At 58.9% G+C, this 26,788-nt stretch carries 26 protein-coding genes; 11 read left to right on the plus strand and 15 right to left on the minus strand.

The genetic code is table 11. The features are described 5' to 3' along the window. Positions 1-86: 86 nt before the first annotated feature. Positions 87-1,382: an adenylosuccinate synthase gene (locus QPL94_RS09155; protein ID WP_285356940.1), complete on the plus strand. Its 1,296-nt coding sequence runs from the start codon at positions 87-89 to the stop codon at positions 1,380-1,382. Between the two features lie 25 nt (positions 1,383-1,407). Here QPL94_RS09155 and cmoB read toward each other — a convergent pair whose 3' ends face one another. Genes cmoB through QPL94_RS09180 form a run of 5 tightly spaced genes read right to left on the minus strand, consistent with a single transcriptional unit; the run spans position 1,408 to position 5,001 of the window. Further along, complete coding sequence (cmoB, locus tag QPL94_RS09160) at positions 1,408-2,403, minus strand: tRNA 5-methoxyuridine(34)/uridine 5-oxyacetic acid(34) synthase CmoB (RefSeq protein WP_285356942.1); 996 nt, start codon at positions 2,401-2,403, stop codon at positions 1,408-1,410. Positions 2,404-2,414: 11 nt separating this feature from the next. Continuing rightward, positions 2,415-3,170 carry a carboxy-S-adenosyl-L-methionine synthase CmoA gene (cmoA, locus tag QPL94_RS09165; protein ID WP_285356943.1) on the minus strand — a complete coding sequence of 252 codons (756 nt, stop codon included), beginning with the start codon at positions 3,168-3,170 and terminating at the stop codon, positions 2,415-2,417. Next, a complete protein-coding gene (locus QPL94_RS09170) occupies positions 3,163-3,534 on the minus strand; it encodes a PA3694 family proteiin (protein WP_285356944.1) in 372 nt (123 codons plus the stop codon). The genes cmoA and QPL94_RS09170 overlap by 8 nt, the downstream gene beginning before the upstream one ends. Before the next feature lie 33 nt (positions 3,535-3,567). Then, entirely contained in the window at positions 3,568-4,569 is a 1,002-nt protein-coding gene (locus tag QPL94_RS09175) for a serine/threonine protein kinase (RefSeq protein ID WP_285356945.1), read from the minus strand. 9 nt (positions 4,570-4,578) lie between these two features. After that, positions 4,579-5,001 carry a hypothetical protein gene (locus QPL94_RS09180; RefSeq protein ID WP_137435156.1) on the minus strand — a complete coding sequence of 141 codons (423 nt, stop codon included), beginning with the start codon at positions 4,999-5,001 and terminating at the stop codon, positions 4,579-4,581. Positions 5,002-5,113: 112 nt separating this feature from the next. Between QPL94_RS09180 and QPL94_RS09185 the strand changes: the two genes are divergently transcribed. Then, positions 5,114-6,229 carry an NAD(P)/FAD-dependent oxidoreductase gene (locus QPL94_RS09185; RefSeq protein WP_285356946.1) on the plus strand — a complete coding sequence of 372 codons (1,116 nt, stop codon included), beginning with the start codon at positions 5,114-5,116 and terminating at the stop codon, positions 6,227-6,229. A gap of 9 nt (positions 6,230-6,238) precedes the next feature. Here the strand turns inward: QPL94_RS09185 and QPL94_RS09190 are convergent, their stop codons facing one another. Further along, complete coding sequence (locus QPL94_RS09190; RefSeq protein ID WP_285356947.1) at positions 6,239-7,027, minus strand: ComFC family protein; 789 nt, start codon at positions 7,025-7,027, stop codon at positions 6,239-6,241. 40 nt (positions 7,028-7,067) lie between these two features. Here QPL94_RS09190 and bioB point away from each other — a divergent pair, with 40 nt between their 5' ends. From bioB to QPL94_RS09230, 8 genes are all read left to right on the plus strand, one after another. Further along, the gene (bioB, locus tag QPL94_RS09195) at positions 7,068-8,138 is read left to right on the plus strand and encodes a biotin synthase BioB (protein ID WP_285356948.1); all 1,071 of its coding nucleotides are present in this window, start codon (positions 7,068-7,070) and stop codon (positions 8,136-8,138) included. A 27-nt stretch (positions 8,139-8,165) separates the two neighbouring features. Further along, complete coding sequence (gene bioF, locus QPL94_RS09200; RefSeq protein ID WP_285356949.1) at positions 8,166-9,344, plus strand: 8-amino-7-oxononanoate synthase; 1,179 nt, start codon at positions 8,166-8,168, stop codon at positions 9,342-9,344. Further along, positions 9,341-10,093: an alpha/beta fold hydrolase gene (locus QPL94_RS09205; RefSeq protein ID WP_285356951.1), complete on the plus strand. Its 753-nt coding sequence runs from the start codon at positions 9,341-9,343 to the stop codon at positions 10,091-10,093. Before bioF ends, QPL94_RS09205 begins: the two co-directional genes overlap by 4 nt. After that, on the plus strand, positions 10,081-10,911 hold the full coding sequence (locus QPL94_RS09210; protein WP_285356952.1) for a methyltransferase domain-containing protein: 831 nt from the start codon (positions 10,081-10,083) through the stop codon (positions 10,909-10,911). The genes QPL94_RS09205 and QPL94_RS09210 overlap by 13 nt, the downstream gene beginning before the upstream one ends. 19 nt (positions 10,912-10,930) lie before the next feature. Continuing rightward, positions 10,931-11,623: a dethiobiotin synthase gene (gene bioD, locus QPL94_RS09215; protein WP_285356954.1), complete on the plus strand. Its 693-nt coding sequence runs from the start codon at positions 10,931-10,933 to the stop codon at positions 11,621-11,623. A gap of 51 nt (positions 11,624-11,674) precedes the next feature. After that, positions 11,675-11,920 carry a flagellar biosynthesis protein FlgE gene (locus tag QPL94_RS09220; protein WP_137435149.1) on the plus strand — a complete coding sequence of 82 codons (246 nt, stop codon included), beginning with the start codon at positions 11,675-11,677 and terminating at the stop codon, positions 11,918-11,920. Positions 11,921-12,311: 391 nt separating this feature from the next. Next, positions 12,312-14,111: an acyl-CoA dehydrogenase C-terminal domain-containing protein gene (locus QPL94_RS09225; RefSeq protein ID WP_285356955.1), complete on the plus strand. Its 1,800-nt coding sequence runs from the start codon at positions 12,312-12,314 to the stop codon at positions 14,109-14,111. A 220-nt stretch (positions 14,112-14,331) separates the two neighbouring features. After that, positions 14,332-16,122, plus strand: coding sequence for an acyl-CoA dehydrogenase C-terminal domain-containing protein (locus QPL94_RS09230; protein ID WP_285356956.1), 1,791 nt, complete (start codon positions 14,332-14,334; stop codon positions 16,120-16,122). Positions 16,123-16,206: 84 nt separating this feature from the next. On the opposite strand, the gene QPL94_RS09235 is transcribed toward QPL94_RS09230, so the two are convergent. The 5 genes from QPL94_RS09235 to leuS form a co-directional block, all read right to left on the minus strand. Beyond that, on the minus strand, positions 16,207-16,842 hold the full coding sequence (locus QPL94_RS09235; RefSeq protein WP_285356957.1) for an endonuclease: 636 nt from the start codon (positions 16,840-16,842) through the stop codon (positions 16,207-16,209). Positions 16,843-17,029: 187 nt separating this feature from the next. Continuing rightward, complete coding sequence (locus QPL94_RS09240) at positions 17,030-17,293, minus strand: hypothetical protein (RefSeq protein WP_137435144.1); 264 nt, start codon at positions 17,291-17,293, stop codon at positions 17,030-17,032. Positions 17,294-17,392: 99 nt separating this feature from the next. Next, a complete protein-coding gene (gene holA / locus QPL94_RS09245) occupies positions 17,393-18,400 on the minus strand; it encodes a DNA polymerase III subunit delta (protein WP_285356959.1) in 1,008 nt (335 codons plus the stop codon). Further along, complete coding sequence (locus QPL94_RS09250) at positions 18,397-18,972, minus strand: LPS-assembly lipoprotein LptE (protein ID WP_285356961.1); 576 nt, start codon at positions 18,970-18,972, stop codon at positions 18,397-18,399. Before QPL94_RS09250 ends, holA begins: the two co-directional genes overlap by 4 nt. Before the next feature lies 1 nt (position 18,973). Further along, positions 18,974-21,559 carry a leucine--tRNA ligase gene (gene leuS, locus QPL94_RS09255; RefSeq protein ID WP_285357880.1) on the minus strand — a complete coding sequence of 862 codons (2,586 nt, stop codon included), beginning with the start codon at positions 21,557-21,559 and terminating at the stop codon, positions 18,974-18,976. A 423-nt stretch (positions 21,560-21,982) separates the two neighbouring features. Between leuS and QPL94_RS09260 the strand changes: the two genes are divergently transcribed. Next, the gene (locus tag QPL94_RS09260) at positions 21,983-22,531 is read left to right on the plus strand and encodes a zinc ribbon-containing protein (RefSeq protein WP_285356962.1); all 549 of its coding nucleotides are present in this window, start codon (positions 21,983-21,985) and stop codon (positions 22,529-22,531) included. Between the two features lie 274 nt (positions 22,532-22,805). On the opposite strand, the gene lnt is transcribed toward QPL94_RS09260, so the two are convergent. From lnt to QPL94_RS09280, 4 genes are read right to left on the minus strand one after another with little or no spacing between them, the layout of a single operon-like run. Then, on the minus strand, positions 22,806-24,356 hold the full coding sequence (lnt, locus tag QPL94_RS09265) for an apolipoprotein N-acyltransferase (RefSeq protein ID WP_285356963.1): 1,551 nt from the start codon (positions 24,354-24,356) through the stop codon (positions 22,806-22,808). Further along, a complete protein-coding gene (locus QPL94_RS09270; protein ID WP_285356964.1) occupies positions 24,346-25,197 on the minus strand; it encodes a CorC family transporter in 852 nt (283 codons plus the stop codon). Before QPL94_RS09270 ends, lnt begins: the two co-directional genes overlap by 11 nt. Then, complete coding sequence (gene ybeY / locus QPL94_RS09275) at positions 25,194-25,667, minus strand: rRNA maturation RNase YbeY (RefSeq protein ID WP_285356965.1); 474 nt, start codon at positions 25,665-25,667, stop codon at positions 25,194-25,196. The genes QPL94_RS09270 and ybeY overlap by 4 nt, the downstream gene beginning before the upstream one ends. Beyond that, complete coding sequence (locus tag QPL94_RS09280) at positions 25,664-26,647, minus strand: PhoH family protein (RefSeq protein WP_285356966.1); 984 nt, start codon at positions 26,645-26,647, stop codon at positions 25,664-25,666. The genes ybeY and QPL94_RS09280 overlap by 4 nt, the downstream gene beginning before the upstream one ends. Between the last annotated feature and the right edge of the window lie 141 nt (positions 26,648-26,788).

Here is a 26,788-nt window from a genome sequence, read left to right on the forward strand (position 1 = left end):
CTGATGCAAAAGGGTACCGAGCCACTCATTTACAGGTAAACCTGCGGATATCCCGTCGACCGGCGAAACCGCACTGAGAGAGAGTCATGGGTAAAAACGTTGTAGTACTGGGCACCCAATGGGGTGACGAAGGAAAAGGCAAGATTGTTGACCTGCTGACCGATAAGGTCGCTGCCGTGGTGCGTTTTCAGGGCGGGCACAATGCCGGTCACACACTGGTTATTGAAGGCAAGAAAACCGCCCTTCACCTGATCCCTTCCGGTATCCTGCGCAAGAACGTCCAGTGCCTGATTGGTAACGGCGTGGTTCTCTCTCCGGAAGCGCTGCTGAAGGAAGTCCGGGAACTCGAGGGCAACGCTGTTGCTGTGCGTGACCGGCTCAAGATCAGCCTTGCCTGCCCCATCATCCTCAAGACCCACGTTCGAATTGATCAGGCCAGGGAGCGTGCGCGAGGTGTCGACAAGATCGGCACTACCGGCCGCGGCATTGGTCCGGCCTATGAAGACAAGGTTTCCCGTCGAGGGGTTCGCGTTGGCGACCTGTGCGATCCGCAAAGCTTCAAAGAGAAGCTGCAGGAAATCATGTCCTACCACAATTTCGTGCTGACCGAGTATTTCCGGGAAGAGCCGGAAGACATTGACCAGGCGTTTGCCGAGCTGATGTCAATGGGCGAGGAAATTCTGCCGATGTCCGCCGATGTGACGGATATCCTCCATGATTTGCGCAAGCGCGGTGAGCACATCCTGTTCGAGGGCGCCCAGGGCTCACTGCTGGATATAGACCTGGGTACCTATCCGTATGTCACATCCTCCAACACCACGGCCGGCGGCACTGCGACCGGAACCGGTTTCGGACCGCTGTTCCTGGATTATGTGCTGGGTATCACCAAGGCCTACACCACGCGTGTTGGATCCGGCCCGTTCCCGACCGAACTGTTTGACGACATGGGCCAGCATCTGGCTGTAAAGGGTAATGAAATCGGCACCACCACTGGCCGTTCACGACGTTGTGGCTGGTTTGACGCCGTCGCGCTGCGCCATGCCATCCAGATCAACAGCGTATCGGGCATCTGCCTGACCAAGCTGGACGTGCTGGATGGCATGGATACCGTGAAGGTATGTATCGGCTACAAGACACCCAAGGGTGAAATCACTCGTCCACCCATCGGGTGTGACACCTACAAAGATATCGAGCCGTTATTTGCCGAGCTGCCAGGCTGGAAGGAGAGCACGGTAGGGCTGACCGGCCTGGACCAGTTGCCGGAGAACGCCAAGGCCTATATCCGGTTCCTGGAAGAGCAGATCGAGGCGCCCATCGATATTATCTCCACCGGCCCTGACCGGGTCGAAACCATCATACTCCGCCATCCCTTCGGCGAGTAAGCGGTGAGGGTTGTCGCGGGCGGCTTCAGGGCTTGTCCGCGATAACCGTCGCCCTTTTCGGTCCCGGATAGCCCTCAATAGTTTTCGTCGGGTCCTCCGGGTCCAGGAAGTCCTGCAGTGACTGGAAGCGCATCCAGTCCGTGCTGCGCTGCTCTTCGGTGGTGGTTTCGGTCACGTCCACCACGCGGGCATTGCGAAAACCGGTCCGGTCCAGCCATCGCAGCAGCGTATCGCAGCTGGGCAGGAACCACACATTCCGCATCCGGCCGTAGCGGTCCTCGGGCATCAGGCTATAGCCCTCCGGTCCATCCGCAATCAGCGTTTCCAGCACCAGTTCGCCGCCCGGGCGAAGGGTGTCTTTCAGTTCCAGCAGGTGGTCCAGCGGTGAGCGTCGGTGATAGAGCACGCCCATCGAAAAGGTGGTATCGAAAGCCTCCAGTTTTGCCGGCAGGTCCTCCATGCGGATGGGCAGCAGGTCGATGCGCTGCTCCAGGCCCACGTACCGTTTGACGCCCAGAAACTGGAACAGGAACAGGAGCCCGGGATCTATACCGATGACCCGCCCGGCACCTTCTCCCAGCATTCGCCAGCAGTGGTAGCCGGAACCACAACCCACATCCAGTATCTGGCGTCCGCTCAGGTCTGACAGGTAGGGCCATACCCGGTCCCATTTCCAGTCGGAACGCCACTCGGTATCGATATAGGTGCCAAAGACATCGAATGGGCCCTTGCGCCACGGCATGAGCCCACGCAGTCCCTGTTCGAGCTGTGCGGTGGTATCTGTGGGCAGCGGCTGCTCCGTGCTCAGGGTAATGGCTGAGCGGTTGAGATCCGCCTGCACCGCGGAGATCTCTGGCAATGTATCCAGCGCCCGCATCCAGCGTGCGATATCGCCGTGAGGGTTTTCATCAAAGCGTTTGTGAAGTTGCTGCTGTAGCAGGGTTCGCCAGTGTGCGAACCCGCGGCTGTCGAGGTCATCAAACAGTGAGGCAAAGCACCCCTGCCAGTCGAAAGTCGTCATGAAGGCTCCGTTCAGGGCGATTTGATGGCGAGCATGGACACGAAATTGAAGCACTGATACCACACCAGTACCCGATCGAAGCCCGCTTCCGTCAGCCGTTGCCGGTGCTCCGCCAGGGTTTCGGGAATCAGCACCTGCTCCAGGGCGGACCGCTTCTGGCTGATCTCCAGATCGGAGTAGCCGTTGGCCCGCTTGAACTCGTGATGCAATTGCGTCTGTATCGCCTGTTCCGCCTCGGATTCAAAGCGGATTTTCTCGGAGAGGATCAGCACGCCTCCGGGCAGGGTGGCATCGGCAATGCGTTTCATCAGTTCTCCGCGCCTTTCCGGCGCTACGAACTGCAGGGTGAAATTCAGGGTGGTGACCGAAGCCTTGTCGATAAAAGTGTCCAGAATATCTTCGCAGCGCAGGGACACGGGCAAGGGATGGTCATCCAGGGCAATGTAGTGCTCACAGCGGTCGATCATGGCGGCAGAGTTGTCCACGCCCGTCAGGGTGCAATCCCGGTCACCAATACCGTGGCGCATCGCCAGGGTGGAGGCGCCCAGGGAACAGCCCAGGTCATAACAGTGGCTGCCGGGGCGGGCGTATTGCTCGGTAATGACTTCGATCATCGGAATTATGGTGGTATAGCCTGGCACGGAGCGGCGGATCATGTCCGGGAATACCCGCGCTACCGACGTATCGAAACGGAAATCTTCGGTTTCACGCTCGCTGGCAAACAGCCGGTCCAGTGCTTGCCCCGGTTTTTTGTTGCTGTCACTCATTGTTCGCCGGCTCCTGTCTTTCTTGTTCGGGCTGCTCCTGCACTGGAGCAGGACCACGGCTGCAGCGGACTCCGCGGTTCTTGTAATCGACGAGAATGCCGCGGAAATCGGGGTCCACATCAGCGGCGATGGCCAGAAAGCCCTGTTCACAGACGGCGTGAAGCTCGGAAGACTTGGGCGACATGCGGAATTGCTCACCAGGCTTGATGTGAATCGCCTCGAATTCGCCCACCGGCACGTGATCCTTGTTGTCCGAGTGATCAATCTTGCCGCTGGCCTCCAGCACGATAACGGTCGCGATAATGGTGCCAATGGCTGTCGCAATCAGGCTGCGTACCGTGAATCTGGCCTCACTGTGGCTCATCGGGAAGTCTCCGGTCTGTCGGTTTTTCCGGCCTCAGTACTGGCCGGGAACATTAATGGAAGGGGCTTGCAGTGCCGCGAGTTGCTCCCGCAGTGACAGGATCTGGTCGGACCAGAAACGGGGCTGGGCGAACCACGGGAAGAAGCGCGGGAAGGCGGGATCGTCCCAGCGCTTGGCCAGCCAGGTACAGTGGGATATCTGCCGGTAACAGCGCAGGGGTTCGATCAGGTGACGCTCCCGGCGATTGAAATCCCGGAACATCTCATAGCCTTCCAGCAGTTCGCCAAACTGCTGGCCGCGCTCGATATCGTCCCCGTTCAGCAACAGCCAGAGATCCTGGATGGCGGGTCCGGTGCGGCAATCGTCCAGATCCACAAACAGCATCTGCTCTTCACGACAAAGGATATTGCCGCCATGGCAGTCGCCGTGCAGTCGCAGGGAATGAACCTCACCGGCGTCGTCGATGCGGCGGGCGCAATGGTCCACCAGGTCGGGAATCAGCGAATCCCAGGCCGGGCGAAGGTCATCGGGCACCCAGCGGTTGTCCGTCAGGAACCGGTTGTTCTTCTCAATGCCGGTGAGTACGGACATAACGGGTCGGTGGGTGAAGCTGGCGGTATCACCGATATTGTGCAGCTGGCCCAGCCACTGGCCAAGGCGATAGAGAGTATCGGTGACACTGGTGTCCGGGGCCTGTCCGCCTCGCTGGGGGAAAACGGCAAACAGGAAGTCATCGCAGCGGCCAAGGGTATCCCCGGAAGGCATCACCATAGGCGCTACCACGGGAATGTCGGCGGCCAGCAGTTGCGCGGTAAACTCGTGCTCTTCGCGGATCTGGGCTTCGCTCCAGCGTCCCGGGCGGTAGAACTTGGTAATCACCGGTGGTTTGTCTTCAATGCCGATCTGATAAACGCGGTTCTCATAGCTGTTCAGGGCAAACAGCCGGCCATTGACGATGAGCCCGGCATCCTCCATGGCATCCAGGATCTTGTCCGGTTTGAGATTGTCGTAGGGATGGCTGGAGATCTCGGTCATAAATAAGCGTTAGCGTCTCGAACTTTGTTGGGCCTGCATCTGGGCAAGGTGATACCAGTTTTCGTCCAGCTCCCAGCGAACCCGGTCTACACCGCTGGCGCTGAGAACGATATCACCGGCCCTGGCCTGAACCTGGGCCAGTTCACGTTCTGCCCGCTGCCAGTCCCGGTGGTTGTCGCCCAGATTGCGCATGCTGGGAAAAATAGTGCTCAGGGCTTCGTGGGTCGATGTCTCGTGCGAACGCAGGGAGCTCATGATGGCGGTGCTTCCCTCCACCCTCAACACCCGGTGCTGGTAGGGGTAGTTGGCCACCATGTTGTCGGCCTTCAGGGCCTGGTTGAGGCTGATAACCTCAAAGCCACGCCAGCCAAGCCAGCCGACAAATATGGCCGCGACCATCATAACAATTATAAACTGCTTCCTGTCAGACATCGTTTACCTGCTCCGTGCGCTTTTTTCTGGGGCAAGTATAACGTTTCAGGGCCGCTACAGTAACGCGAATAGGGCAAACTCCCACAGACAGGCAAAGGAAAGTTGAATTCCGATGACGGACAGGGAAACACTCCAGGCAGATACGGTCGTGATCGGCGCCGGCATTGTCGGCCTTGCCGTCGCCAGGCAACTGGCGATGCAGGGTAACGAGGTGCTGGTGCTGGAAGCCAATGGGCACTTCGGTGAGGGACTGTCATCCCGTAACAGTGAGGTTATCCATGCCGGCATCTATTATCCCGAGGACTCCGTCAAGGCGAGATTGTGCGTTCGGGGCCGGCACTTGCTCTATGACTTCTGCCGTCAGCGCCACATCGGACACCGTAAAACCGGCAAGTGGATTGTCGCCCGGGGCCAGGTGCAACAGGACAAGCTCGTTAGTATAGCCCGGCAGGCCGAGCGCAACGGTGTTGTACTGCAAAGGGTGGGCCGCGACGTGCTACAGGCGGAGCTGCCAGGCGCCGTTGCCGATGAGGCGCTGTATTCTCCGGAGACCGGTATTGTGGATAGTCATGGAATGATGCTGGCGTTGCTGGGAGACCTTGAGGACCTTGGCGGTCAGCTTGTCTGTCACGCACCGGTGGAGCGTGCTGTCATCAGTGGCGGCCAACACTGCCTGCAGGTAGGCGGTCAGGCGCCGTGCGAGCTGGTTGCCCGGCGTGTGGTGAACTCCGCGGGCCTCGATGCGGTTGCGCTGGCGTCCCGCTGGGAAGGCGTCCCTGAGGCAATGGTGCCGCAACAGTGGCTGGCGCGCGGGGTTTATTTCAGCTATTCCGGTCGACATCCCTTCAGGTCCCTCATCTATCCGGTGCCAGAGCCGGGCGGCCTGGGCGTTCACCTGACTCTGGATCTGGCCGGCCAGGCTCGGTTCGGGCCGGATGTGGAGTGGATAGAACAGGTGGATTTCTCGGTAGATCCGGGCCGGGTGCGTGCGTTTGCTGACAGTATTCAGCAATGGTGGCCGGACCTGGATGAAAGCCGTCTGCAACCTGCCTATGCCGGCATTCGCCCCAAACTGACCGGCCCGGATGGCGGGTTTGCGGATTTTCGTATCGATGGCGAGACAGACCATGGCGTGCCCGGACTGGTGCACCTGTTTGGCATCGAGTCCCCCGGTTTGACAGCATGCCTGGCAATTGCCGAAGAGGTGGCCGAAAAATTGGGCGAGTGACTTTTCCGGTTACCCCGGGGTCCTTGCCAGTGCCCACACCTGAACATCCGCCGCGCCAGCTGCAAGCAAGGCTTCAGTCAAGCTCCGTGCGGTGGCGCCGGTGGTCACTACATCATCAACAATGGCGATTCTTGAGGGCGGAGTGGACTCAACCCGGTAAATGCCCCGCAGGTTGGCCAGCCGTTCTTCCCGGTTCAGGTCCCGCTGGGGTCGGGTTCGACGATTACGGGTGACGAGATCGGTGGTCCAGGGTATACCGGACCGTTTGCTGATCTGCTCGGCAATATCCGCTGCCTGATTGAATCCCCGCTTGCGACGACGGGCCGGGTGCATCGGGCTGGCTACCAGCAAATCCGGCCTCTGCCCCGGACTGGCATCCAGAATCGACAGCAGATGGTCAGCAAAGTCATGGATCAGCGGCCGGGCAAACACACGCTGGCCGTTATATTTGTAGCGCTGGATCATGCTGTCGACCGGGAAGCGGTACCGCCAGGGTGCGATCACACGACTGAACGGTGGTAAATCCTGCAGGCACTGGCCGCAGAGTGTCTGGTCGCCGGCGAATGCCAGGGGCAGGGCGCAGCAGCGGCAATACCAGCGATTGGCGGGCAAGTCCTGGCGGCAGGGGGCGCAAAGCCCGAAGTGGGCATCAGGCGCCAGGCACGCGACACACTGTCCGCCGCCGGCAGGCAGAAGGCCCCGTAGATCTCGTACAGAGCCGTGAATCCATTCTTTGCTGTTAACCTTTAGTGTTAACAAGGTTGACAGCGATCTCAGTCCCTTTATCATCTGTTTCATCCGTAAACCAGATTCCCGGTAAAGTTAACAGGACTGAATCATGACTGCCACCGCGCTCTCCGCCACACCCCGCCACGACTGGACCATGCAGGAAGCCCGCGCACTGTTCGAGCTTCCGTTCAACGACCTGGTGTTCCGTGCCCAGAGCGTCCACCGTAAGCATTTTGACCCCAACGAGGTTCAGATCAGCACGCTGCTGTCGATCAAGACCGGTGCCTGTCCGGAGGACTGCAAGTACTGCCCCCAGAGCGGCCATTACAACACCGGACTGGAAAAGGAAAAGCTTCTGGAAATCGAAAAAGTGGTTGCCGAAGCCAAAGCAGCCAAGGCAAAAGGCGCCTCCCGTTTCTGTATGGGTGCAGCCTGGCGCAGTCCTTCGAAGAAGGATATGGGCTACGTGGTGGACATGGTGCGCCAGGTGAAATCCCTGGGTCTTGAGACCTGTATGACCCTGGGCATGCTGCAACAGGCGCAGGCGGATGAGCTGGCGAATGCCGGGCTGGATTACTACAACCACAACCTCGATACATCCGAGAAGTACTACAGCCACATCATCACCACCCGTACTTACCAGGATCGGCTGGATACCCTGGAAAATGTTCGCAACGCCGGTATGAAAGTCTGTTGCGGCGGCATAGTCGGCATGGGTGAAGACCCGGACGACCGTGTCGGCCTGCTGGTGCAACTGGCGAATCTGCCACATCATCCGGAGAGTGTGCCGGTAAACATGCTGGTGAAAGTGGCCGGGACACCCATGGAAGATGTGGAAGACCTGGACCCGTTCGACTTTGTTCGCACCATTGCGGTTGCCCGCATCATGATGCCGGCCTCCCACGTGCGCCTGTCTGCGGGCCGGGAGAACATGAACGAGCAGATGCAGTCCCTGTGTTTTCTGGCGGGCGCCAATTCGATTTTCTATGGCGAGAAGCTGCTGACTACTTCCAATCCCGAGGCCGATGCGGACCGTGAGCTGTTTAACCGTCTGGGCATTCGTCCTGAAGAGCGGGAGCAGGCCTGCTCGGAACAGGAAGCGGAAGAAGCCATCACCGAGGCCGTGGAATACGAGCAGACCCGCCACATGTTCTACGACGCCACCCGCGAATCCGCGTAAACAGGTAACCGTCGGGGAGAGCAGATCATGCGTGATTTTGCGGCCGAGCTTGAGAGCCGGAAACAGGCGGGGCTTTACCGTACCCGCCGGCTGATCAGTGGGCCCCAGCAACCCGAACTGGTTTCTGACGGTGTACCGCTGTTGTCTTTCTGCAGTAACGACTATCTGGGGCTTGCCAGCCACCCTGACATTATTCGCGCCGCTACCGATGCCATGCCTCACACCGGTCTGGGGGGGGCGGCGTCCCACCTGATCTGTGGTCATCACGACGGCCACCACCAGTTGGAAATCCGTCTGGCGGCGTTTACCGGTCGCAGCTCGGCGTTGTTCTTCTCCACCGGCTACATGGCCAATATGGGTGTGATATCCGCATTGGCCAGCCGTGGCGACACCATCTTTTCAGATCGCCTTAACCATGCCTCGATCATTGATGGCTGTATCCTCAGCCGTGCAAGGGTTCGACGTTATCCTCACGCAGATATGGGAGCACTGGCGGATATGCTGGCCACCACCCGTGGTCACAAGCTGGTGGTGACAGACGGCGTGTTCAGCATGGACGGAGACATTGCGCCCCTGAAGGAGCTTGCGGCTTTGTGCAGAGCGCACGATGCACTACTGGTGGTGGATGATGCCCATGGCGTGGGTGTGCTTGGCCCCCAGGGACGGGGCAGTATTGCCGAGCTGGGGTTATCGGAAGAGGATGTACCGGTACTGATCGGGACCCTCGGCAAGGCAGTCGGCACCAGCGGAGCCTTCGTGGCGGGCCCGAAACTGCTGATGGATTATCTGGTGCAGAAGGCCCGCACCTATATCTACACCACTGCCATGCCCCCGGCCATTGCTCTGGCGACCTGCGCCAGCCTTGATCTGATCGAGAAGGAGGATAGCCGCCGCAGTCATCTGCGGGCGCTGATCCGTGCCTTCCGCCTGGGCGCCTCTGCGCTGGGCTATGAACTGATGCCGTCCCGCACTCCGATACAGCCGATCATGGTTGGCGACAACTGGTCCGCGCTTGCCCTGAGCCAGGCTCTGGAACAGAAAGGCCTGATGGTGACAGCCATCAGGCCGCCTACGGTTCCGGAGGGTGAGGCCCGTTTGCGGGTGACGTTCAGTGCGGCCCATTCGACAGCAGATCTGGAAAAGCTGCTGACCGCACTGGCGGAGTGTCGCCCACTGTTAAAACGGCCGCCTGCCGAGGCCGTATGAATCAGGTCGCTCACCAAATCCCACTGGTGGTTGTCGGCGGATGGGGCGTCGATGCGGCCATGCTCCTGCCCCTGTTCGACAATTGGCCGGGTGAAATCCACCTGGTGTCGCTTACCGATACCATAATGGACCGATGTGAGACGGTCGCTGATGTCGCTACGTACCTGCTGGATCGTTATCCGTGCCCCTCGGTGTGGGCAGGCTGGTCCCAGGGTGCGCAGGTGGCCATGGCGGCAGCGTCGCAAGGTGATTTGCAGGTGTCCAGGGTGATTACCCTTGCGGGTTTCCCCCGGTTCGTCGCTGCCCCGGATTGGCCGGTTGGCATGGCAGCTGACACTTTTGAAACGTTCAGGGCAGCCGTTGCGGACGAGTCCGGTCAGGCGTGGCAGCGTTTCCAGCAGCTGTTGATACATGGTTGTGATGATTACCGGCAGGCTCGCAAGGACCTTCTGCCGTGGCTGAAGCATGGAACTCCGGTGAGCCCGGATAAACTGGTTCGCGGCCTGGAGTGGCTGGAAACGGAAGATCAGGTCGCCCTGTGGCGGCAAATCAGGGTGCCGGCGCTCCACCTCCAGGCAGGGCGTGATGCTGTCGTCCGCTCGTGGGCAGGTCGCCTTGCGCCGGCTGAACGCTCCGAGGTGGTAACCGTACCGGGAATGAGTCACTGGCCCCGGGGGCAAGCGCTTACGTTGTGCCGGGAAGAGATCCGGCGGTTCGTGTTCGGTAAGGGGGATTCATGGCAGGCCTGACAGCAACCTCCTCGCGGGCACCTGCGAAAACAGCGATTGCCCGGGATTTCGGCGCCGCATCGAAAACCTACAACCCGGCTGCCCGGCTACAGCGCTACATGGGCCAGGTCATGGTTGATCAGCTCCTGGGGCAGGGTCGCCTGCCGGAAGCCGGCGCCGGTTGCCAGGTACTGGACCTGGGGTGTGGCACCGGCTGGTTTACCGGGCAGCTGGCGGAGATGTTCGGCGGGCCTGAAAGCTCGGTAACCGGCGCCGATCTGTCGCCGGGCATGCTGGACTATGCGCGGGCCGCCGGGGCTCCGGGAACTCACTGGCTGGTTGCAGATGCCGAGTCCCTGCCACTGGAAGACAATAGCCTGGACGTTGTGTTCAGCAACCTGATGATCCAATGGTGCAGTGATTTCACCGGTGTCCTGGCTGAATGCCGCCGGATTCTGCGACCGGGAGGGCGATTGTTCATCTCGACCTTGCTGGACGGCACTCTGGATGAGTTAAGAAGCGCCTGGTACCGGGCTGATCCCGAACACGAACACGTGAACCGCTTCGAGGGCGAAGCCGCGTTTCGCAGTCAGGCCCTTGAGGTGTTGCCAGAGCCCCGGATCTCCACCGAATCCATCGCTCTGGACTATCCTTCGCCGCTGGCCCTGCTGGCGGAGCTGAAAGCGATCGGGGCCGGTTTCAAAGGCTCGTCCCGTCGCCGTCATGCCACAGCGCCAGGCCGTTTACGGGCCATGTGCCACCATTACCCGAAAGGGAGTGATGGCCAGGTTTACGCCACTTACCAGGCAGCATGGCTGACTTGCCGCCTGCCTTATTGATACGGGAGTTCTCAGGGCCATGGCCAGAAAAAGCTATTTTGTGACAGGTACCGATACCGGTGTAGGCAAGACCATGGTTTCGGCTGCCATCCTTGAAGCTGCAGCCTCCCTCGGAAGGCGCACATTGGCCATGAAGCCTATTGCCTCCGGCTGTGACGAAACGCCGGAGGGTCTGCGCAATGAAGATGCGCTGATACTGATGGAGGCCATGTCGGAGCCACTGGGTTATGATCAGGTTAATCCGGTAGCCCTGAAGCCTGCTATTGCCCCCCATGTTGCCGCAGCTCAGGCTGGCCGCACCGTCACGGCTGAACGCCTGGTGGGATTCTGTCGCGGTTTGCAGATGCGACCGGCGGAACTGCTGCTGATAGAGGGTGCTGGTGGCTGGCGGGTACCGCTCAATGACCGGGAAACCTATGCCGCTGTACCGGGGGTACTGCAAATGCCTGTCATTATTGTGGTGCCGCTGAAGCTGGGCTGTATCAACCATGCACTATTGACCGCCGAAGCCGTCCGCCGCGACGGACTGACTGTTGCCGGCTGGGTTGCCAACCGACCGGTTCCGGAGATTATGACCTGTGAGCACGAAACCCTGGAATACCTGGTGAACCACCTGGCAGCTCCCTGCCTGGGCGTCTTGCCATGGAAGGAGAGGGCAGACCCGAAAACACTGGCGACCAGCCTGAATGTGAACTGTTTGTTTGAAAATTGACCAGGAATGTGGCTTACTTAAGTCAATTAATGGTCATTGGACACCGCAGTTATGATCAATAACACATTGGGAATCGGTATTCAGGGCATTCAGGACGGCATGCAGGGCATGGAAAATGCCGCCCGCCGGATTGCCCGTGGTGGCGCTGACGGTCCTCAGGGTAGTGCCGACGGTGCCGGTGGCCTGTTGGAGCCCATCGTTGATCTCAAACTCTATGAGCGCAGTGTTGAAGCCTCGGCCCAGGTGGTCAAGACGGCCGATGAAACTCTCGGTACGCTTCTGGATATCACAGCCTGAACCTGTGTAGGTTGCGACCGCCCGGTCGTAATTAAAGCCACCTGAATCACTGACATGATGATTTCCGGTTCACTTCCCTCCGTCTCTCCAATGTATCCCCCTTCAGGAGTCGCAGCGGATATTGCAGGCCCACTCCGGCTGGCAACCGCCTGATAACCTGCGTTTTAGTCTCGTCCTTTCAGTTTTTCTCCCACGGTTTCCGAAAAACCTCACCACAAAATGCAACACAAATTTCGAGCATGGCTATTGACAATTCTGTGCCTCTAAACGTATGTTTCAAACAAGTGTTTAATTTGCGGTGTGGCGACTGATGCCATGCCGTATGAGCAAACCCCGAGGCAAAGTGCTGTGACGTTTTCGCAGCTGTGACCGAAAATCTGAGGTGGATTCCATGCCTGAATACAAAGCGCCCCTGCGTGACATTAAATTCGTGATGACCGAGCTGCTGGACAGCGAGCAGCACTACGCCAATCTGGAAGGTGCCGAAGATGCGACTCCGGATATGGTCGACGCCATTATCGGGGAAGGTGCCAAATTCTGTGAGCAGGTACTGTCTCCATTGAACCAGGTGGGTGACACCGAAGGTTGTACCTGGAGCGAAGGCGGTGTGAAAACACCAACCGGGTTCAAAGAAGCCTACCAGCAGTATGTGGAAGGCGGCTGGCCGTCCATGACGGCCGATCCCAACTATGGTGGCCAGGGCCTGCCTCACTCTCTCGGTCTGGTGATGAGCGAAATGGTCGGTACGGCGAACTGGTCCTGGGGCATGTATCCTGGCCTGAGCCACGGCGCCACCAACACCATTGAGGCCCATGGCACCGAAGAACAGAAGCAGACTTACCTTACCAAGCTGATCAGCGGCGAGTGGACCGGCACCATGTGTCTGACCGAGCCCCACTGTGGCTCAGACCTGGGCACCCTGCGTACCAAGGCCGAGCCAAATGCTGACGGCACCTACGCCATCACCGGCACCAAGATCTTTATTTCAGCGGGTGAGCACGACATGGCCGAGAACATCGTCCATATCGTTCTGGCCCGCCTGCCAGGCGCGCCGGAAGGTACCAAAGGTATTTCCCTGTTTATCGTGCCCAAGCAACTGCCTAACGAAGACGGTTCTTCCGGTGAGTGCAATGCCGTTTCCTGTGGTTCCATTGAGCACAAGATGGGTATCCACGGTAACGCCACCTGCGTCATGAACTTCGACGGCGCCAAGGGTTGGTTGATTGGTCCGGAGAACAAGGGCCTGAACTGCATGTTCACCTTCATGAACACCGCCCGTATCGGCACCGCCATCCAGGGCCTGGGCGCGGCAGAGCTGGGCCTTCAGGGCTCTGTGACCTATGCCAAGGACCGCCTGGCCATGCGTTCCCTCAGCGGTGCCAAGAACCCTGAAGGTATTGCCGACCCGATCATCGTCCACCCGGATGTGCGTCGCATGCTGCTGACCCAGAAAGCGGTCGCCGAAGGCGCCCGCGCACTGATCTACCTGACTGCGCAGCAGGCTGACATTGTTCACAGCGGCAAGACCGAGGAAGATCGCAAGGCGGCCGACGAGGCCCTGGGCTTCCTGACCCCGATCGCCAAGGCGTTCCTGACCGAGATTGGCTACGAAGCGGCCAACCTGGGCATGCAGGTATACGGTGGTCACGGTTTCATCTCCGAGTGGGGCATGGAGCAGAACGTTCGTGACGCCCGTATCGGTATGATCTACGAGGGTACGACAGGTATCCAGGCGCTGGACTTGTTGGGCCGCAAGGTTCTGATGACCCAGGGTGAGTCCCTGAAGGGCTTTACCAAGCAGGTTCACGTGTTCTGCAAGGAAAACGCCGACAACGAGCAGCTCAAGGAATTCATCGAGCCGCTGGCCGCCCTGAACAAGGAGTGGGGCGACCTGACCATGAAGATCGGCATGACTGCCATGAAGAATCGCGAGGAAGTGGGTGCCGCGTCCGTGGACTACCTGATGTACTCCGGCTATGCCGTGTTCGCCTATCTGTGGGCTCGTATGGCCAAGGTTGCGTTGGACAAGATGGTGGAAGGTACCACCGAAGAAATGTTCTATAACGCCAAAGTCCAGACAGCGCGCTTCTACTTCAAGCGTATGCTGCCGCGCACCAGGGGACATGCAGAGAGCATGCTGGCCGGCGCCGACAGCCTGATGGACATGCCGGAAGAAGCCTTCGCCCTTTAAGGCGGGCTTCAAGGGACCAAAAAAGCCCGCTCTCCCAGGAGGCGGGCTTTTTTCATGAAATGGCCGCCGGGACCTCATGAGTTGGGGGCGCCATTAGGGTAGAATAAACCACCATTAAAACAACCTGAGCGGACACATAGCCGAGGAAGTGAGCAGGGCCACAGGCTCAGGGTTGTTCACTTCGCAGACTGACTGAATTGTGGAATTTTGGAGAGATTAGATGGCTGACTATCAGGCACCTTTACGTGACATGCGCTTTGTCCTGAACGAAGTTTTTGACGCGCCGGCGCTGTGGGCGTCACTGCCGAAAGTGGCAGAGAACGTTGACCCGGACACCGCCGACGCCATTCTCGAAGAGGCGGGCAAGATTACCAGTGGTGTGCTGGCTCCGCTGAACCGCGAGGGTGACGAGCAGGGTTGTAAGTGGAATGATGGTGAAGTGTCTACACCGGAAGGCTTCCGTGAGGCCTACCAGACCATCGTTGAGGGTGGCTGGAATGGCCTGGGCGGCAACCCCGAATTTGGTGGCATGGGCATGCCCAAAACCCTGGTCGCCCAGTTCGAGGAAATGATGCAGGCTGCCAATATGGCTTTCGGTCTTGCCCCGATGCTGACAGCAGGTGCCTGCCTGGCCCTGGACGCCCATGGTAGCCAGGAGCTCAAGGAAAAGTACCTGCCCAACATGTACGCGGGTGTCTGGTCCGGCGCCATGGACCTTACCGAGCCCCATGCCGGCACCGATCTCGGCATCATCCGTACCAAGGCCGAGCCCAACGGAGACGGCTCTTTCAGTGTTACTGGCACCAAGATTTTTATCACCTGGGGCGAGCACGACATGGCGGAGAACATCATCCACCTGGTGCTGGCCAAGCTGCCGGACGCTCCCAAGGGCCCCAAGGGTATCTCCCTGTTCCTGGTGCCCAAGTTTGCAGTCAACGAGGACGGCTCTCTGGGTGAACGCAACAGCCTGAGCTGTGGCTCCCTCGAGAAGAAGATGGGCATCAAGGGCTCCGCCACCTGTGTAATGAACTTCGACGGCGCCAAAGGCTGGCTGGTGGGCGAAGAGAACAAGGGCCTGGCGGCCATGTTCACCATGATGAACTACGAACGCCTGGGGGTCGGCATTCAGGGTATTGGCGCCGCGGAGGCTTCCTTGCAGAGTGCCCGTGAATACGCCCTGGAGCGTATCCAGAGCCGTGCGCCTACCGGTGCCCAGCAGCCTGAAAAGGCCGCTGACCCGATCCTGGTTCATCCTGATGTGCGTCGTATGCTGCTGACCATGAAAGGCTATGTGGAAGGTGGCCGTGCCTTCTCCACCTACGTGGCCCAGTGGCTGGATATTTCCAAGTACTCCGATGACGACGAGCGCCGCAAGCATGCCGAAGGTATGGTGGCCCTGCTGACACCGGTGGCAAAAGCCTTCCTGACCGACCGTGGTCTCGACGCCTGCATCATGGGCCAGCAGGTTTTCGGTGGTCATGGCTTTATCCGCGAGTGGGGCCAGGAGCAGCTGGTTCGTGACTGCCGTATTACCCAGATTTACGAGGGCACCAACGGTATCCAGGCACTGGACCTGATGGGCCGTAAGGTCGTCGGTAGCCAGGGTAAGCTGTATGAGCTGTTTGCCGAGGATGTAGCCGCATTCATCGAGGACAACAGCAGCGACGAATATCTGCGTCCCTATCTGGAGCCACTGGCAGCGGCCTTCGAGCGCCTGTCAGATGTGACCGAGCATGTGATCAACCAGGCGGGCGATAATCCCGACGCGGTTGGGGCGGCTTCGGTTGATTACCTGGATCTGTTCGGCCTGACTGCCCTGGGGTATATGTGGGCGAAAATGGTGAAAGCGGCGGCGCCAAAAGCGGAAGGTGATACTTCCGGCTTCTACAGTGGCAAGGTGAAGAGTGCGCGTTTCTACTTCGATCGCCTGTTGCCGAAGACGGTCGCGCTGGCCGAAGGCATCCGCAGTGGCAGCGGCTCAATGATGGCGCTGACCGCCGAAGAATTCTGATCTTTCGGCGTACTATGAAAAGGCAGGCCCCTGGTAACCCGGGGCCTGCCTTTTTTAATGCACGAGTTAACGACCAATGTGTCGTTAAAGGTTTTCCAGCCTGCCCGGGTCCAGCACGAAGGGGTTTTCGTTGCCCTGGATCTCGGCAATCTGGCGATGCCGGGTCAGTTCCCAGTCATCCGGTGGATCAACCCGGTTCCAGTTCTTGAAAACCGTGGTCGCCCCTGCCCAGGGTAGGTCATAGGTGTCAACCATATAGGCAACCGTGCGGGCGACATCGCCTTTTACCTTTTCAGGGGGCTCAAAGAACTGGGTGCTCTCGCGAATGCCGCACTCATTGGGTTCGATAACGGAACCGAGTTCTTCATACAATGCGTTGCGCCGCCTCATCTCGGTGCGGCTGCGAACCGGTACGATGTTATGAAGGTCGGAGGCAATTTGCCGGTAACGGTCATTATCGGCACACTGGCTCGACGTGCCGCACTCAAGGGCACTACGAACCTTGGCCAGCGGGTAGATGTAGCCGTCCGTCAGCAGAAAGCCCTTGTTGGTGAAGGGGGTCTCGCAGAAGAAGGACACTCCTCCCTGGGCATAGAGCTTGCCCCAGAATTCGTTCTGGATAACGGTAGCGGGGTCACTGAAGCGCGTGTTCTGGCTATTGACCAACGAAGATACCAGTAATACGGACAATGTCAGCAGGAAGACAGTCAGAGTTTTCATAGGCCATTTATACCTCTCGGCGTTCAGAAGTGCCTTGGCTGATCGGGCCATGTAGGGATGCTGGCTGGCCGAATCAGACAAAAAAATGACGCTTCATTCACTTATAATGAGAAGTATGGCACAGAGGCCCTTTATGAAAAGAGCCTCGTGGTGGGTATTTGTAGCATTCTGTTAACCGGTTAACACTTTACTTCAGTCGGTTACGGATGTTCTGGTAGCCAGATTTCAGGTCTTCACCAAGCTTGTGGGCGGTCTGGCGTGCTTCCTTTGACGCATCGTCTGCATCGTGGAGGATTCCGTCGAGCTTGCCGCGAAAACGATCCCAGTCCTTTTCCAGATCGTCCCATTCGTCTTTGACATCTTCCCTGGCCAGATGCATCTGAACGCGGGCTTCGTCACGGTACTGTTTTATTTTTTCTGACAACTGTTTCAGATCGTCCTGGATACTCATATCACACACCTCCTTTGATGATTGACGGATATACCATGCTACCGAATGTCAAAATCTGTCAAGAGGGAAAGCAGGGGATTGCAAGCGACTTGATGTGGGTCAGGCGGGCCTGGCCAAAAGGGTAATCATGTCCTGGAGGTGATGCCAGGGGGAGAGGCTGTCAAAGCCCTTGGCAGCGCGGTCGGTGGCGCTGCACAGCTCCAGTGCTGCCATGAGTTGGCGGCGGTTCAGGCGCCTTGCTGCCTGCTCGACAGCCTTTGCTCTCTGGGGCTGGAACACGCCCCGTTTCTTAAGGAAGCCGGCCGTGTTCTCGCGTTTGGCGGCGGCGATATTCAGTTCCATGGTCAGGTTGAGATCCCGGGAGAGCACCGTCAGGAGGCCCAGTGGGTTTTCACCCTCCTGCTGGAGTACGCCGATGATTTTCCTGGCATGGGCTGCCCTGCCAGCAAGAAGTTCCGTGACCAGCTCGAAGCCGTTGAAGCGCGAACTGTCCTGAACAGCCTGTTCAATGGTTTCTTCATCAATGGTGGCTCCGGATCCCAGCAACGCCAGGCGGTCCAGTTCCTGGCTTGCTGCCAGCAAGTTGCCTTCCAGACGCTCAGCCAGGATGTCCAGGGCACCACGGGTCAGGCTCAGGCCGTGGTTGCGGGCCCGTTGCTGAAGCCATCCCGGGAACCTGTCTGCATCAATTGGCCAGACCGGTACGTGAACGCCTCTGTTCTGGAGTTCCTTGTACCATTTGCGGCGGGTTTCAGCCGCATCCAGGCGAGCGCTGATCAATAACAGGATGATGTCCTCAGGCGGATTCTGCAGCACGCTTTCCATCACCGCCCGGCCATCGCCAAGTTTGCCCGTGGGGAGGTGGATTTCAATACGGCGCTTTTCGGCAAACAACGACAGCGCACCGAGTTCCTCACCGACCCGGTTCCAGTCCAGCTGTTGGTCCGCGTGAAAGGTAATCCGGTCTTCAAAGCCCGCTTCGCGAGCGGCCTTGCGGACCTGATCGCAACATTCCTGAACCAGCAATGGCTCGTCCCCGGATATCAGATAGACCGGCGACAGGCCTTTCTGCAGTAGCTGGGGTAACTGGTGTGCCTGTGTCTTCATGATGACGGATCAGTCTCTTCGTTGCGGGCCTGCTCCGCTTCCTTCCGCAATCGTTCAATGCGATCTTCATCAATGGGCGCCAGCCGGAAGATGATCTGTTGTGCCAGGCGATCATGGAGCTGCTCCCTCAACGCCTCTTCTTCCCGCTGTTTGGCAAGCACGTTCGATTCGTCGTAGCGATAGGTTTCACTGGTATTGAGATCGGCGGGCTCAATAAGGGGAATGTTGTCTGCGGTGAGCACCTCGATGTTGACCGTATGCCGCAACGTGTACTCGGCGGCGGCAGCGCGCAGGGTAATGGCACTGGCGCGCCGTTCCTGGCGGAACTTGCCGATCCTGAGGACAAAATCCGCTTCTTCGGCGGGCTTCAGTTCAATCCGGCCCAGCTCCAGCTGTTCCCGGACAGCGTCGCACAGTTGCCCCGGTACGTTATCGGCGCAGTCCACCGCCAGTGGCTGCAATGCTGAGGATACCGGTGGCGCGCCCCGCAACTGAAAACCACACCCTGCAACCAGCAGGGACAGGGTTGCTACCACCATGGGACGAATCAGGGAGCCGGCCGCCGGTTTCATATCAGTTGGCCACCACGTTGACAAGCTTGCCCGGCACAACGATCACCTTGCGAACGGTCTTGCCTTCGGTAAAGCGGATGACATTCTCATTATCCAGAGCGAGCGCTTCCAGGGCGTCTTTTTCAATATTGGCCGGGACGTCTGCCTTGGCGCGCACCTTGCCATTTACCTGAAGCACAATCTGGATCTCGCTGCGAACCATGGCCGCCTTGTTGGCGGTGGGCCAGGAGGCGTCCACCACCGGTTCTTCATGCCCTAATGCGTGCCACAGCTGGTGGCAGATATGGGGGGCGATGGGGGAGAGCATCAGCACGGCAGTATCCAGCGCTTCCTGGCGTACAGCCTGGCTTTGGGGCTCGTCGTCGCCCAGTTTGCCAACTTCGTTCAGAAGCTCCATGACCGCAGCGATCGAAGTGTTGAACGTCAGCCGGCGGCTGATGTCGTCACTGACCTTGGCAATGGTTTCATGGGTCTTGCGGCGAAGGTTGCGCTGACCTTCATCAAGGCTGGCGCTATCCAGGGCCGGAACCGGTGCGTTCGCCGTATGTTCGCTGACCATACGCCACAGGCGCTTGAGGAAGCGGTGGGCACCCTCAACGCCGCTATCGGACCACTCCAGGGACTGCTCCGGAGGGGCGGCGAACATCATGAACAGACGCACGGTATCCGCGCCATGCTCGTCAATGATGGCCTGTGGGTCGATGCCGTTGTTCTTGGATTTGGACATCTTGGTCACACCACCGGATACTACCGGCTGGCCGTCGTCCTTGTGAACGGCGCGGACAACCTGGCCTTTCTCGTCTTTTTCGGTGATCACGTCCGCCGGGGAGATCCATACCTTGCCACCGTTGTCGTCTTCCCGGTAAAAGGTTTCTGCCAGCACCATGCCCTGACACAGAAGGCGGTTGAACGGTTCGGAACTGTTCACCAGCCCTACGTCCCGCAGCAGTTTATGGAAGAAACGGGCATAAAGCAGGTGCAGAATGGCGTGCTCGATGCCGCCGATGTACTGGTCTACCGGCAGCCAGTAGTTGGCAGCAGCCGGGTCCAGCATGCCCTTGTCGTAATTCGGGCTGCAGAAACGGGCGTAATACCAGGACGACTCCATGAAGGTGTCGAAGGTATCGGTTTCCAGCGTGGCAGGCTGGCCTTCAAAACTGGTTTTTGCCCACTCCGGGTCGGCCTTGATGGGCGATTGCACCCCGTCCATGGTCACGTCTTCCGGCAGGACCACAGGCAACTGGTCGTCGGGGACCGGGCGTTCGGTACCGTCTTCCAGGGTCATCATCGGAATCGGCGCGCCCCAGTAGCGCTGGCGCGATACACCCCAATCCCGCAAGCGGTAGTTGACCGTGCGCCTGCCGATGCTGTTTTTTTCCAGGTAGTCGGCGATGGCCTCGAACGCTTCTTCGCTGGTCAGGCCGTTGTATTTACCGGACGACACCAGGATGCCTTTCTCGGTGAAAGCCTCTTCCTGTGTGTCGATTTCGCGATTATCAGAGGGAGCGATCACCTGTTTGATCGGCAACCGGTATTTGATCGCGAATTCGTGATCCCGGTCATCGTGAGCGGGCACCGCCATCAGCGCGCCGGTACCGTATTCCATCAACACGAAATTGGCGACGTAAACCGGAATTTCTTCCTGGGTCAGCGGGTGAATGGCCTTGTAGCCGGTATCGATGCCTTTCTTTTCCATGGTTGCCATGTCGGCTTCGGCAACCTTGCTGTTGCGGCACTGCTCGACAAATTCTGCCACTTCCGGATACCGCTCGGAGGAGGCTTTGGCAATCGGGTGCTCTGCCGCTACCGCCATGTAGGTAACCCCCATCAGGGTGTCCGGGCGGGTGGTGTAGACATCCAGCGCGTCATCGCGGTTCTTGAGGGGGAACGTCAGCTCGGTACCGGTGGATTTGCCGATCCAGTTGCGCTGCATGGTCTTGACCTGCTCGGGCCAGTCTTCCAGCTGATCCAGGTCGTTCAGCAGTTCCTCGGCGTAGTCGGTAATGCGGATAAACCACTGGGGGATCTTCTTCTGCTCAACCGGGGCGCCGGACCGCCAGCCCTTGCCGTCCACCACCTGCTCGTTGGCCAGCACGGTCTGGTCCACAGGGTCCCAGTTAACGGTCGACATCTTTTTGTACACCAGGCCTTTTTCGTACAGGCGGGCAAAGAACCACTGTTCCCAACGGTAGTAGTCCGGCTTGCAGGTGGCCAGCTCGCGGTTCCAGTCGTAACCGAAGCCCAGCTGCTTGAGCTGGTTCTTCATGTAGGCAATATTGGCGTGGGTCCACTTCGCCGGCGCCGTCTTGTTGGCAATGGCGGCGTTTTCAGCGGGCAGGCCGAAGGCGTCCCAGCCCATGGGCTGCATGACATTCTTGCCCTGCATGCGTTGGTACCGGGAGATCACGTCGCCAATGGTGTAGTTGCGAACGTGCCCCATGTGCAGTTTGCCGCTGGGGTAGGGGAACATGGACAGGCAATAGTATTTGGGCTTGCCCGGCTCTTCCTTCACCGTGAATGTGTTATTTTCTTCCCAGTAGGTGCGGGCTTGCTGTTCAACATCGCGGGGATTGTATTGCTGGTCCATTCCTGCCATTACCAAAGTTACCCTGTATCAAAAAAGATGTGCGAAGCGGCCGGACATTCTAACGCACACAAGGCTTAACAGGTAGTCTGCCAATTTGCTGATACTGTGCCATGCTTGGAGTTATGGTGAAGGGCAGAGCGGGTATGGCTGTCCAGGGCACGCTGTGAATACGTCCCTGTACGCTTGACAAAAACATCCATGTTTTTGACATCCCTGGACAGCCATACCCGCTCTGCCCCGGACCTTGGCAGTCAGATCAGCAAGGCTATTGCCAATGTTTGGTGCCGGGGTGTGGGTGGCCTTTGCGGGACTGTCTGCAGCAGGGATGCTGCAGTCAAGCTTACATGGACGTATTTACAGCGTGTCCCGCAAAGGCCACCCACAGCCCGGCGCTGCACCTGTAACCCGGTAAAAGGAGCTGTCATGACCGAACCAGAACGCAATCACCTCTCAGGCAAGGCCCTTGCGGCCTATGACCGCATGCTGGAACGGGTCCAGTCCCGGCTCAGTGAAATGCAGGAAACCACCCGCGATACCCTGCAAGAGGAGATCGAGCGGGCAGTGGAATTCGAATACGAACTGGAAGACATGACCCGGGAGGAAGCAGACCTGCTGGGCGCCTACCTGCAACGGGATCTGGAACACCTGCTGCATTTCGTGGAGGAAACCGGCGAAGGCCTGAAGGAATGGTTGCAACTGGATATCTCGCTGCTGGAACACCAGCTGGCGGACATGCTGTTCTCGGTGGCGGACAAGACCAAACTCGACACCCTTGAACTGTCCCAGAAACTCGAGAAACACGCGCCCAGCCAGTACATCAGCGGCGAAGTGGCAACAGCCGGCATGTTCAAATGCCTCAACTGCGGCCATATGCGCTGCCTGACCGCCACCAGCCACCTGGAACCCTGCGAGGCCTGCGGCTCCCACTACTACGAACGCGTCACCAGCCGCTGGCCCCGGAAATCGGAGTAGGTGTAGTAAGCGTAGGTCGGATTAGACGAAGTCGTAATCCGACAAATGGTGTGAGTATCTAGTGGGGTGTCGGATTACGCTTCGCTCATTGTGCCCTTCACGGGTAAATCCGACCTACGGCAGCTAGCGCCAGAGTTAGAAAGGCCATGGGGTGGGGGTGCATTTTCTGCCAGAAAAAGGTGTCTGAGCGCAGCGAGTTCTTTTTCCAAAGAAAAGGCACCCCCACCCCATGGCCAGGCACCAATCTGGCAGGCTACCCGGACGAGAACCGAGATCAATTCTTGGGAATCACCCGCACCCTCACAAACACAATAAGAATCGCCGCCAGTGTCAGCACCGGCCAGGAGCCGGACTGCATGTAGGGTGTGCTCCCTTTCGCGGAGTAAACTTCACCAGTAAGCACCGCACGTTCAAATTGCGGAATGGTTTCCGCAATCTGGCCCTTGTGGTCAATGATCGCCGTGACGCCATTGTTGGTGCCCCTCAGCATATAACGCCCGGTTTCCAGGGCCCGCATGCGGGCAATCTGCAGGTGCTGCAGCGGGCCGATGGAGTCACCGAACCAGCCGTCGTTGCTGATGGTCAGTAACAGGTCGGTATTGCGGGCGTTGCTGGCGACGAAGTCCGGGTAGGCCACTTCGTAGCAGATAAACGGCATGATGCTGATGCCGTTGGCATCCAACGGAGACTGGTTGGACGGCCCCTGGCTGAAGCTGGACATAGGCAGATCAAAGAAACCGATCAGGCCGCGGAGCCACTGCTGCAGAGGCACGTATTCGCCGAAGGGCACCAGTTTCTGTTTGTGGTAGATACCGCCGCCATTACCGATGGCCATGATGCTGTTGTGGAAGGTGAAGTCTTCAATACGGTCACTGAAGCCATACCAGGGGATGCCGGTAATCAGGGTACTGTTTTCCCCCAGTTCCTCACCGATGTGATCAATGACTTTACCGGCCTGGTCCTGGGGAATGGGGATGGCGGTCTCGGGCCACAGGATCAGGTCGGTGTCCCAGTGATCTTCCGTCAGCTCAAGGTAGGCAACGATCTGGTCCCGGAGGAAATCCGGGTCCCACTTGATCTGCTGGGGGATGTTGCCCTGCATCGACGCGAATGTGGTTGGCTTTTCGTCGAGCGTTGTCCACGCCACGCTTGATGCCGCCGGGCCGGTGACCCAGGGCAACAGCGCGACAATGGCCACAATGGCGGCACCGGCATAGCGTGTACTCCTGGCCAGCCACCAGCAGGCGATGACCGCGCCGCCGGTAACCGTCACCCAGAAGGTAACACCATGCACGCCGACCAGTGGCGCAAATCCGCCCAGGGGGCCATCCACTTGTGCGGTACCCAGATACAGCCAGGGGAACCCCGTCAGCAGCCAGCCCCGGATCCAGTCAGCCAGTATCCACACGGCCGGAAACAGGAGCAGCCGTCTTACCGTACTGTCTTTGGACAGTTTGCCCCAGGCCCAGAATGCCAGGCCGTGGAACAGGGCGAGCCCCGCCACGAAAATAGCTGTGAGGATAATGGCCAATGGCACCGACGTATTGCCGTGCTCGCTGATACTGATATAGACCCAGCTCGCGCCGGTGCCGAACAAACCCAGCCCCACCAGCCAGCCGGCCCTGAACAGCTTCTGTGGAGCCAGTGGTAAGCAACAGAGGAGAATCAGGGTCACGGAAACCGGCCCCAGCCACCACCAGTTGAACGGCGAAAAGGTCAGGGTCTGCAGGGCGCCGGCGACCAGAAGGGCCACGGCACGCAGCCAGGGTTGTTCAGAAAGGGGCGATGTCAGCACGGTGGTTGCGGGTGTTGTGTTACTGGTCATCACCACGCGTTACCTGCAGCAGACGGATGACTCGGTTATCGGCATTGGCAATGGTGAACTGCAACCCGCCAAACTCCACTGACTCGCCCCGTCTGGGCAGGTGGCCGAACTCCTTGAGCACAACACCACCGATGGTGTCGAACTCTTCCTCGTCCAGCTCGGTTTCAAAGAATTCGTTGAAGTCATCCACCGGCGTAACGGCTTTGACCGCATAGGTTCCGTCACCACGGGCCTTGATGTGGGTTTCTTCGTCAAAATCGTGTTCGTCCTCGATCTCACCCACAATCTGCTCCAGCACGTCCTCGATGGTGATCAGGCCGGCGGTACCGCCGTACTCATCCACCACGATGGCCATGTGGTTGCGGGTTTCCTTGAATTCCTTCAGCAACTGGTTCAGGCGCTTGCTTTCCGGCACGAAGGTAGGTGGGCGCAGGATTTCGCGAATGCGATTCCAGTTGAGGTCGTTGTTCAGGGCCAGGGGAAGCAGATCCTTGGCAAGCAGCACGCCAATCACGTCGTCCTGGCTGTCGCCGATGACGGGGAAACGACTGTGGGCAGAAGAAATGATTTCACCCAGGAATTCTTTCGGATCCTGGGATGCCTTGACGGTGACCATCTGGGAACGGGGAATCATGATTTCATCCACCCGCATGTCGATCACCTGCATGGCACCTTCGATGATGCTCATGGCATCGGTATCGATGATGTTCTGGGACTCGGCGTCCCGCAGGATTTCCAGCACGTCCTCGACGGACTCAGGCCCGCTGGAGAAGGCCTGTGATATACGCTCCAGCCAGGACTTGTTGCTGCCCTGACTGCGACTCGACTGATCGTCGTTCATGAGTCTTTTTCCGTTTCCTCTGTCTCGTAAGGATTGCTGAATCCGAGTTGCCCGAGCAACCGGATCTCGAGGGCTTCCATGACCCCGGCATCGCTATCGTCAATATGATCGTAGCCCTGGAGGTGCAACATGCCGTGCACCACCATATGGGCCCAGTGTTCTGCCAGTGTTTTGCGCTGTTCGGCCGCTTCTTTTTCAACCACCGGGGCGCAGATGATCAGATCACCGGCCAACGGAACTGTTATACCGGCTGGCGCTTCAAATGGGAAGGACAGTACATTGGTTGGCCCCGATTTCCCACGATACTGACTGTTCAGCCCGGCGCTCTCATCGCTGGCAACGATACGTATCGTTACCTCTGAAGGCTCCTCGCCAAGCCACGCTGCCTGCGCCCAGCGCTCCAGGTCGGCATTGTCCGGGGCGCCTGGCTCAGCAGCAGCGCGTTGCAAATCCACTGTCAGTTCACTCACTGGACTGTGGCACTCCCGTCATCCAGGGAATCATAGGCCTCGACAATCCGCTGAACCAGCGGATGACGGACCACATCCCGGGATTCGAAACGTGTGAAACCGATACCGGAGACCTTGCTCAACACCCCGGCCGCATGGATCAGGCCGGAGTTCTGGCCGCGTGGCAGGTCTACCTGGGTGGTATCGCCGGTAATGACTGCGGTTGAGCCAAAGCCGATCCGCGTCAGGAACATTTTCATCTGCTCGCGGGTGGTGTTCTGGCTTTCATCCAGGATGATAAACGAATTGTTGAGCGTACGGCCCCGCATGAATGCCAGCGGCGCGATCTCGATCACGCTCTTCTCGATCAGCCGGGTGACATGGTCGAAGCCCAGCATTTCGTAGAGCGCGTCATAAAGCGGACGAAGATAAGGGTCCACTTTTTGCGCCAGGTCACCCGGCAGGAAGCCGAGCTTCTCGCCCGCTTCCACCGCGGGACGTACCAGCAGGATACGCTTGACCTGTTCGTCTTTCAGCGCCTCAACCGCACAGGCCACCGCGAGCCAGGTCTTGCCGGTACCGGCCGGGCCAATGCCAAAGTTTACATCGTGGGTGCGGATGTTATGCACGTACTTCTGCTGGTTCTCGCCCCGGGGCTTGGCCTGCAGTTTCGGGGTTTTGATGACCGTGACGGCGCCGTTGTAGGGCACATCATCCGCCAGCCGCTCAAAGCCGGTCTCGCGGATAAACAGGTGAACCATGTCCGGCGAGATGTCGTCACTGGCCTCGGTTTCCCGGTACAGATGCCGGATAACCTCTGTAGCCGCGGCCACATGCTCGGTTTCACCTTCCACCCGGAAATGATGGCCACGACGGCCCACCTTCACGTCCATACGCCGCTCGATGTGCTTCAGGTGCTCATCAAACTGGCCGCAGAGCGTGGTCAGCCGGTGCTGGTCTACCGGGTGCAGGTCGAATTGTCTTGAGTCGTTGGTTTTCAAACAGTCTCCGGTTGTGTTTTGACTCCCCCTTGATGGTGCCTTGGGGAGATTGCTTTTCTTGCATTGTGCGATGGACGCTGGGCGGGACGGCTGTCCAAAAAACGCCCGTGAATACGTCCATGTAGGGCTCGATCGCGCCAT

Origin of the sequence: Marinobacter sp. SS13-12 (assembly GCF_030227115.1) — a bacterium.
In the GTDB taxonomy this organism is placed as follows: Bacteria; Pseudomonadota; Gammaproteobacteria; order Pseudomonadales; family Oleiphilaceae; genus Marinobacter.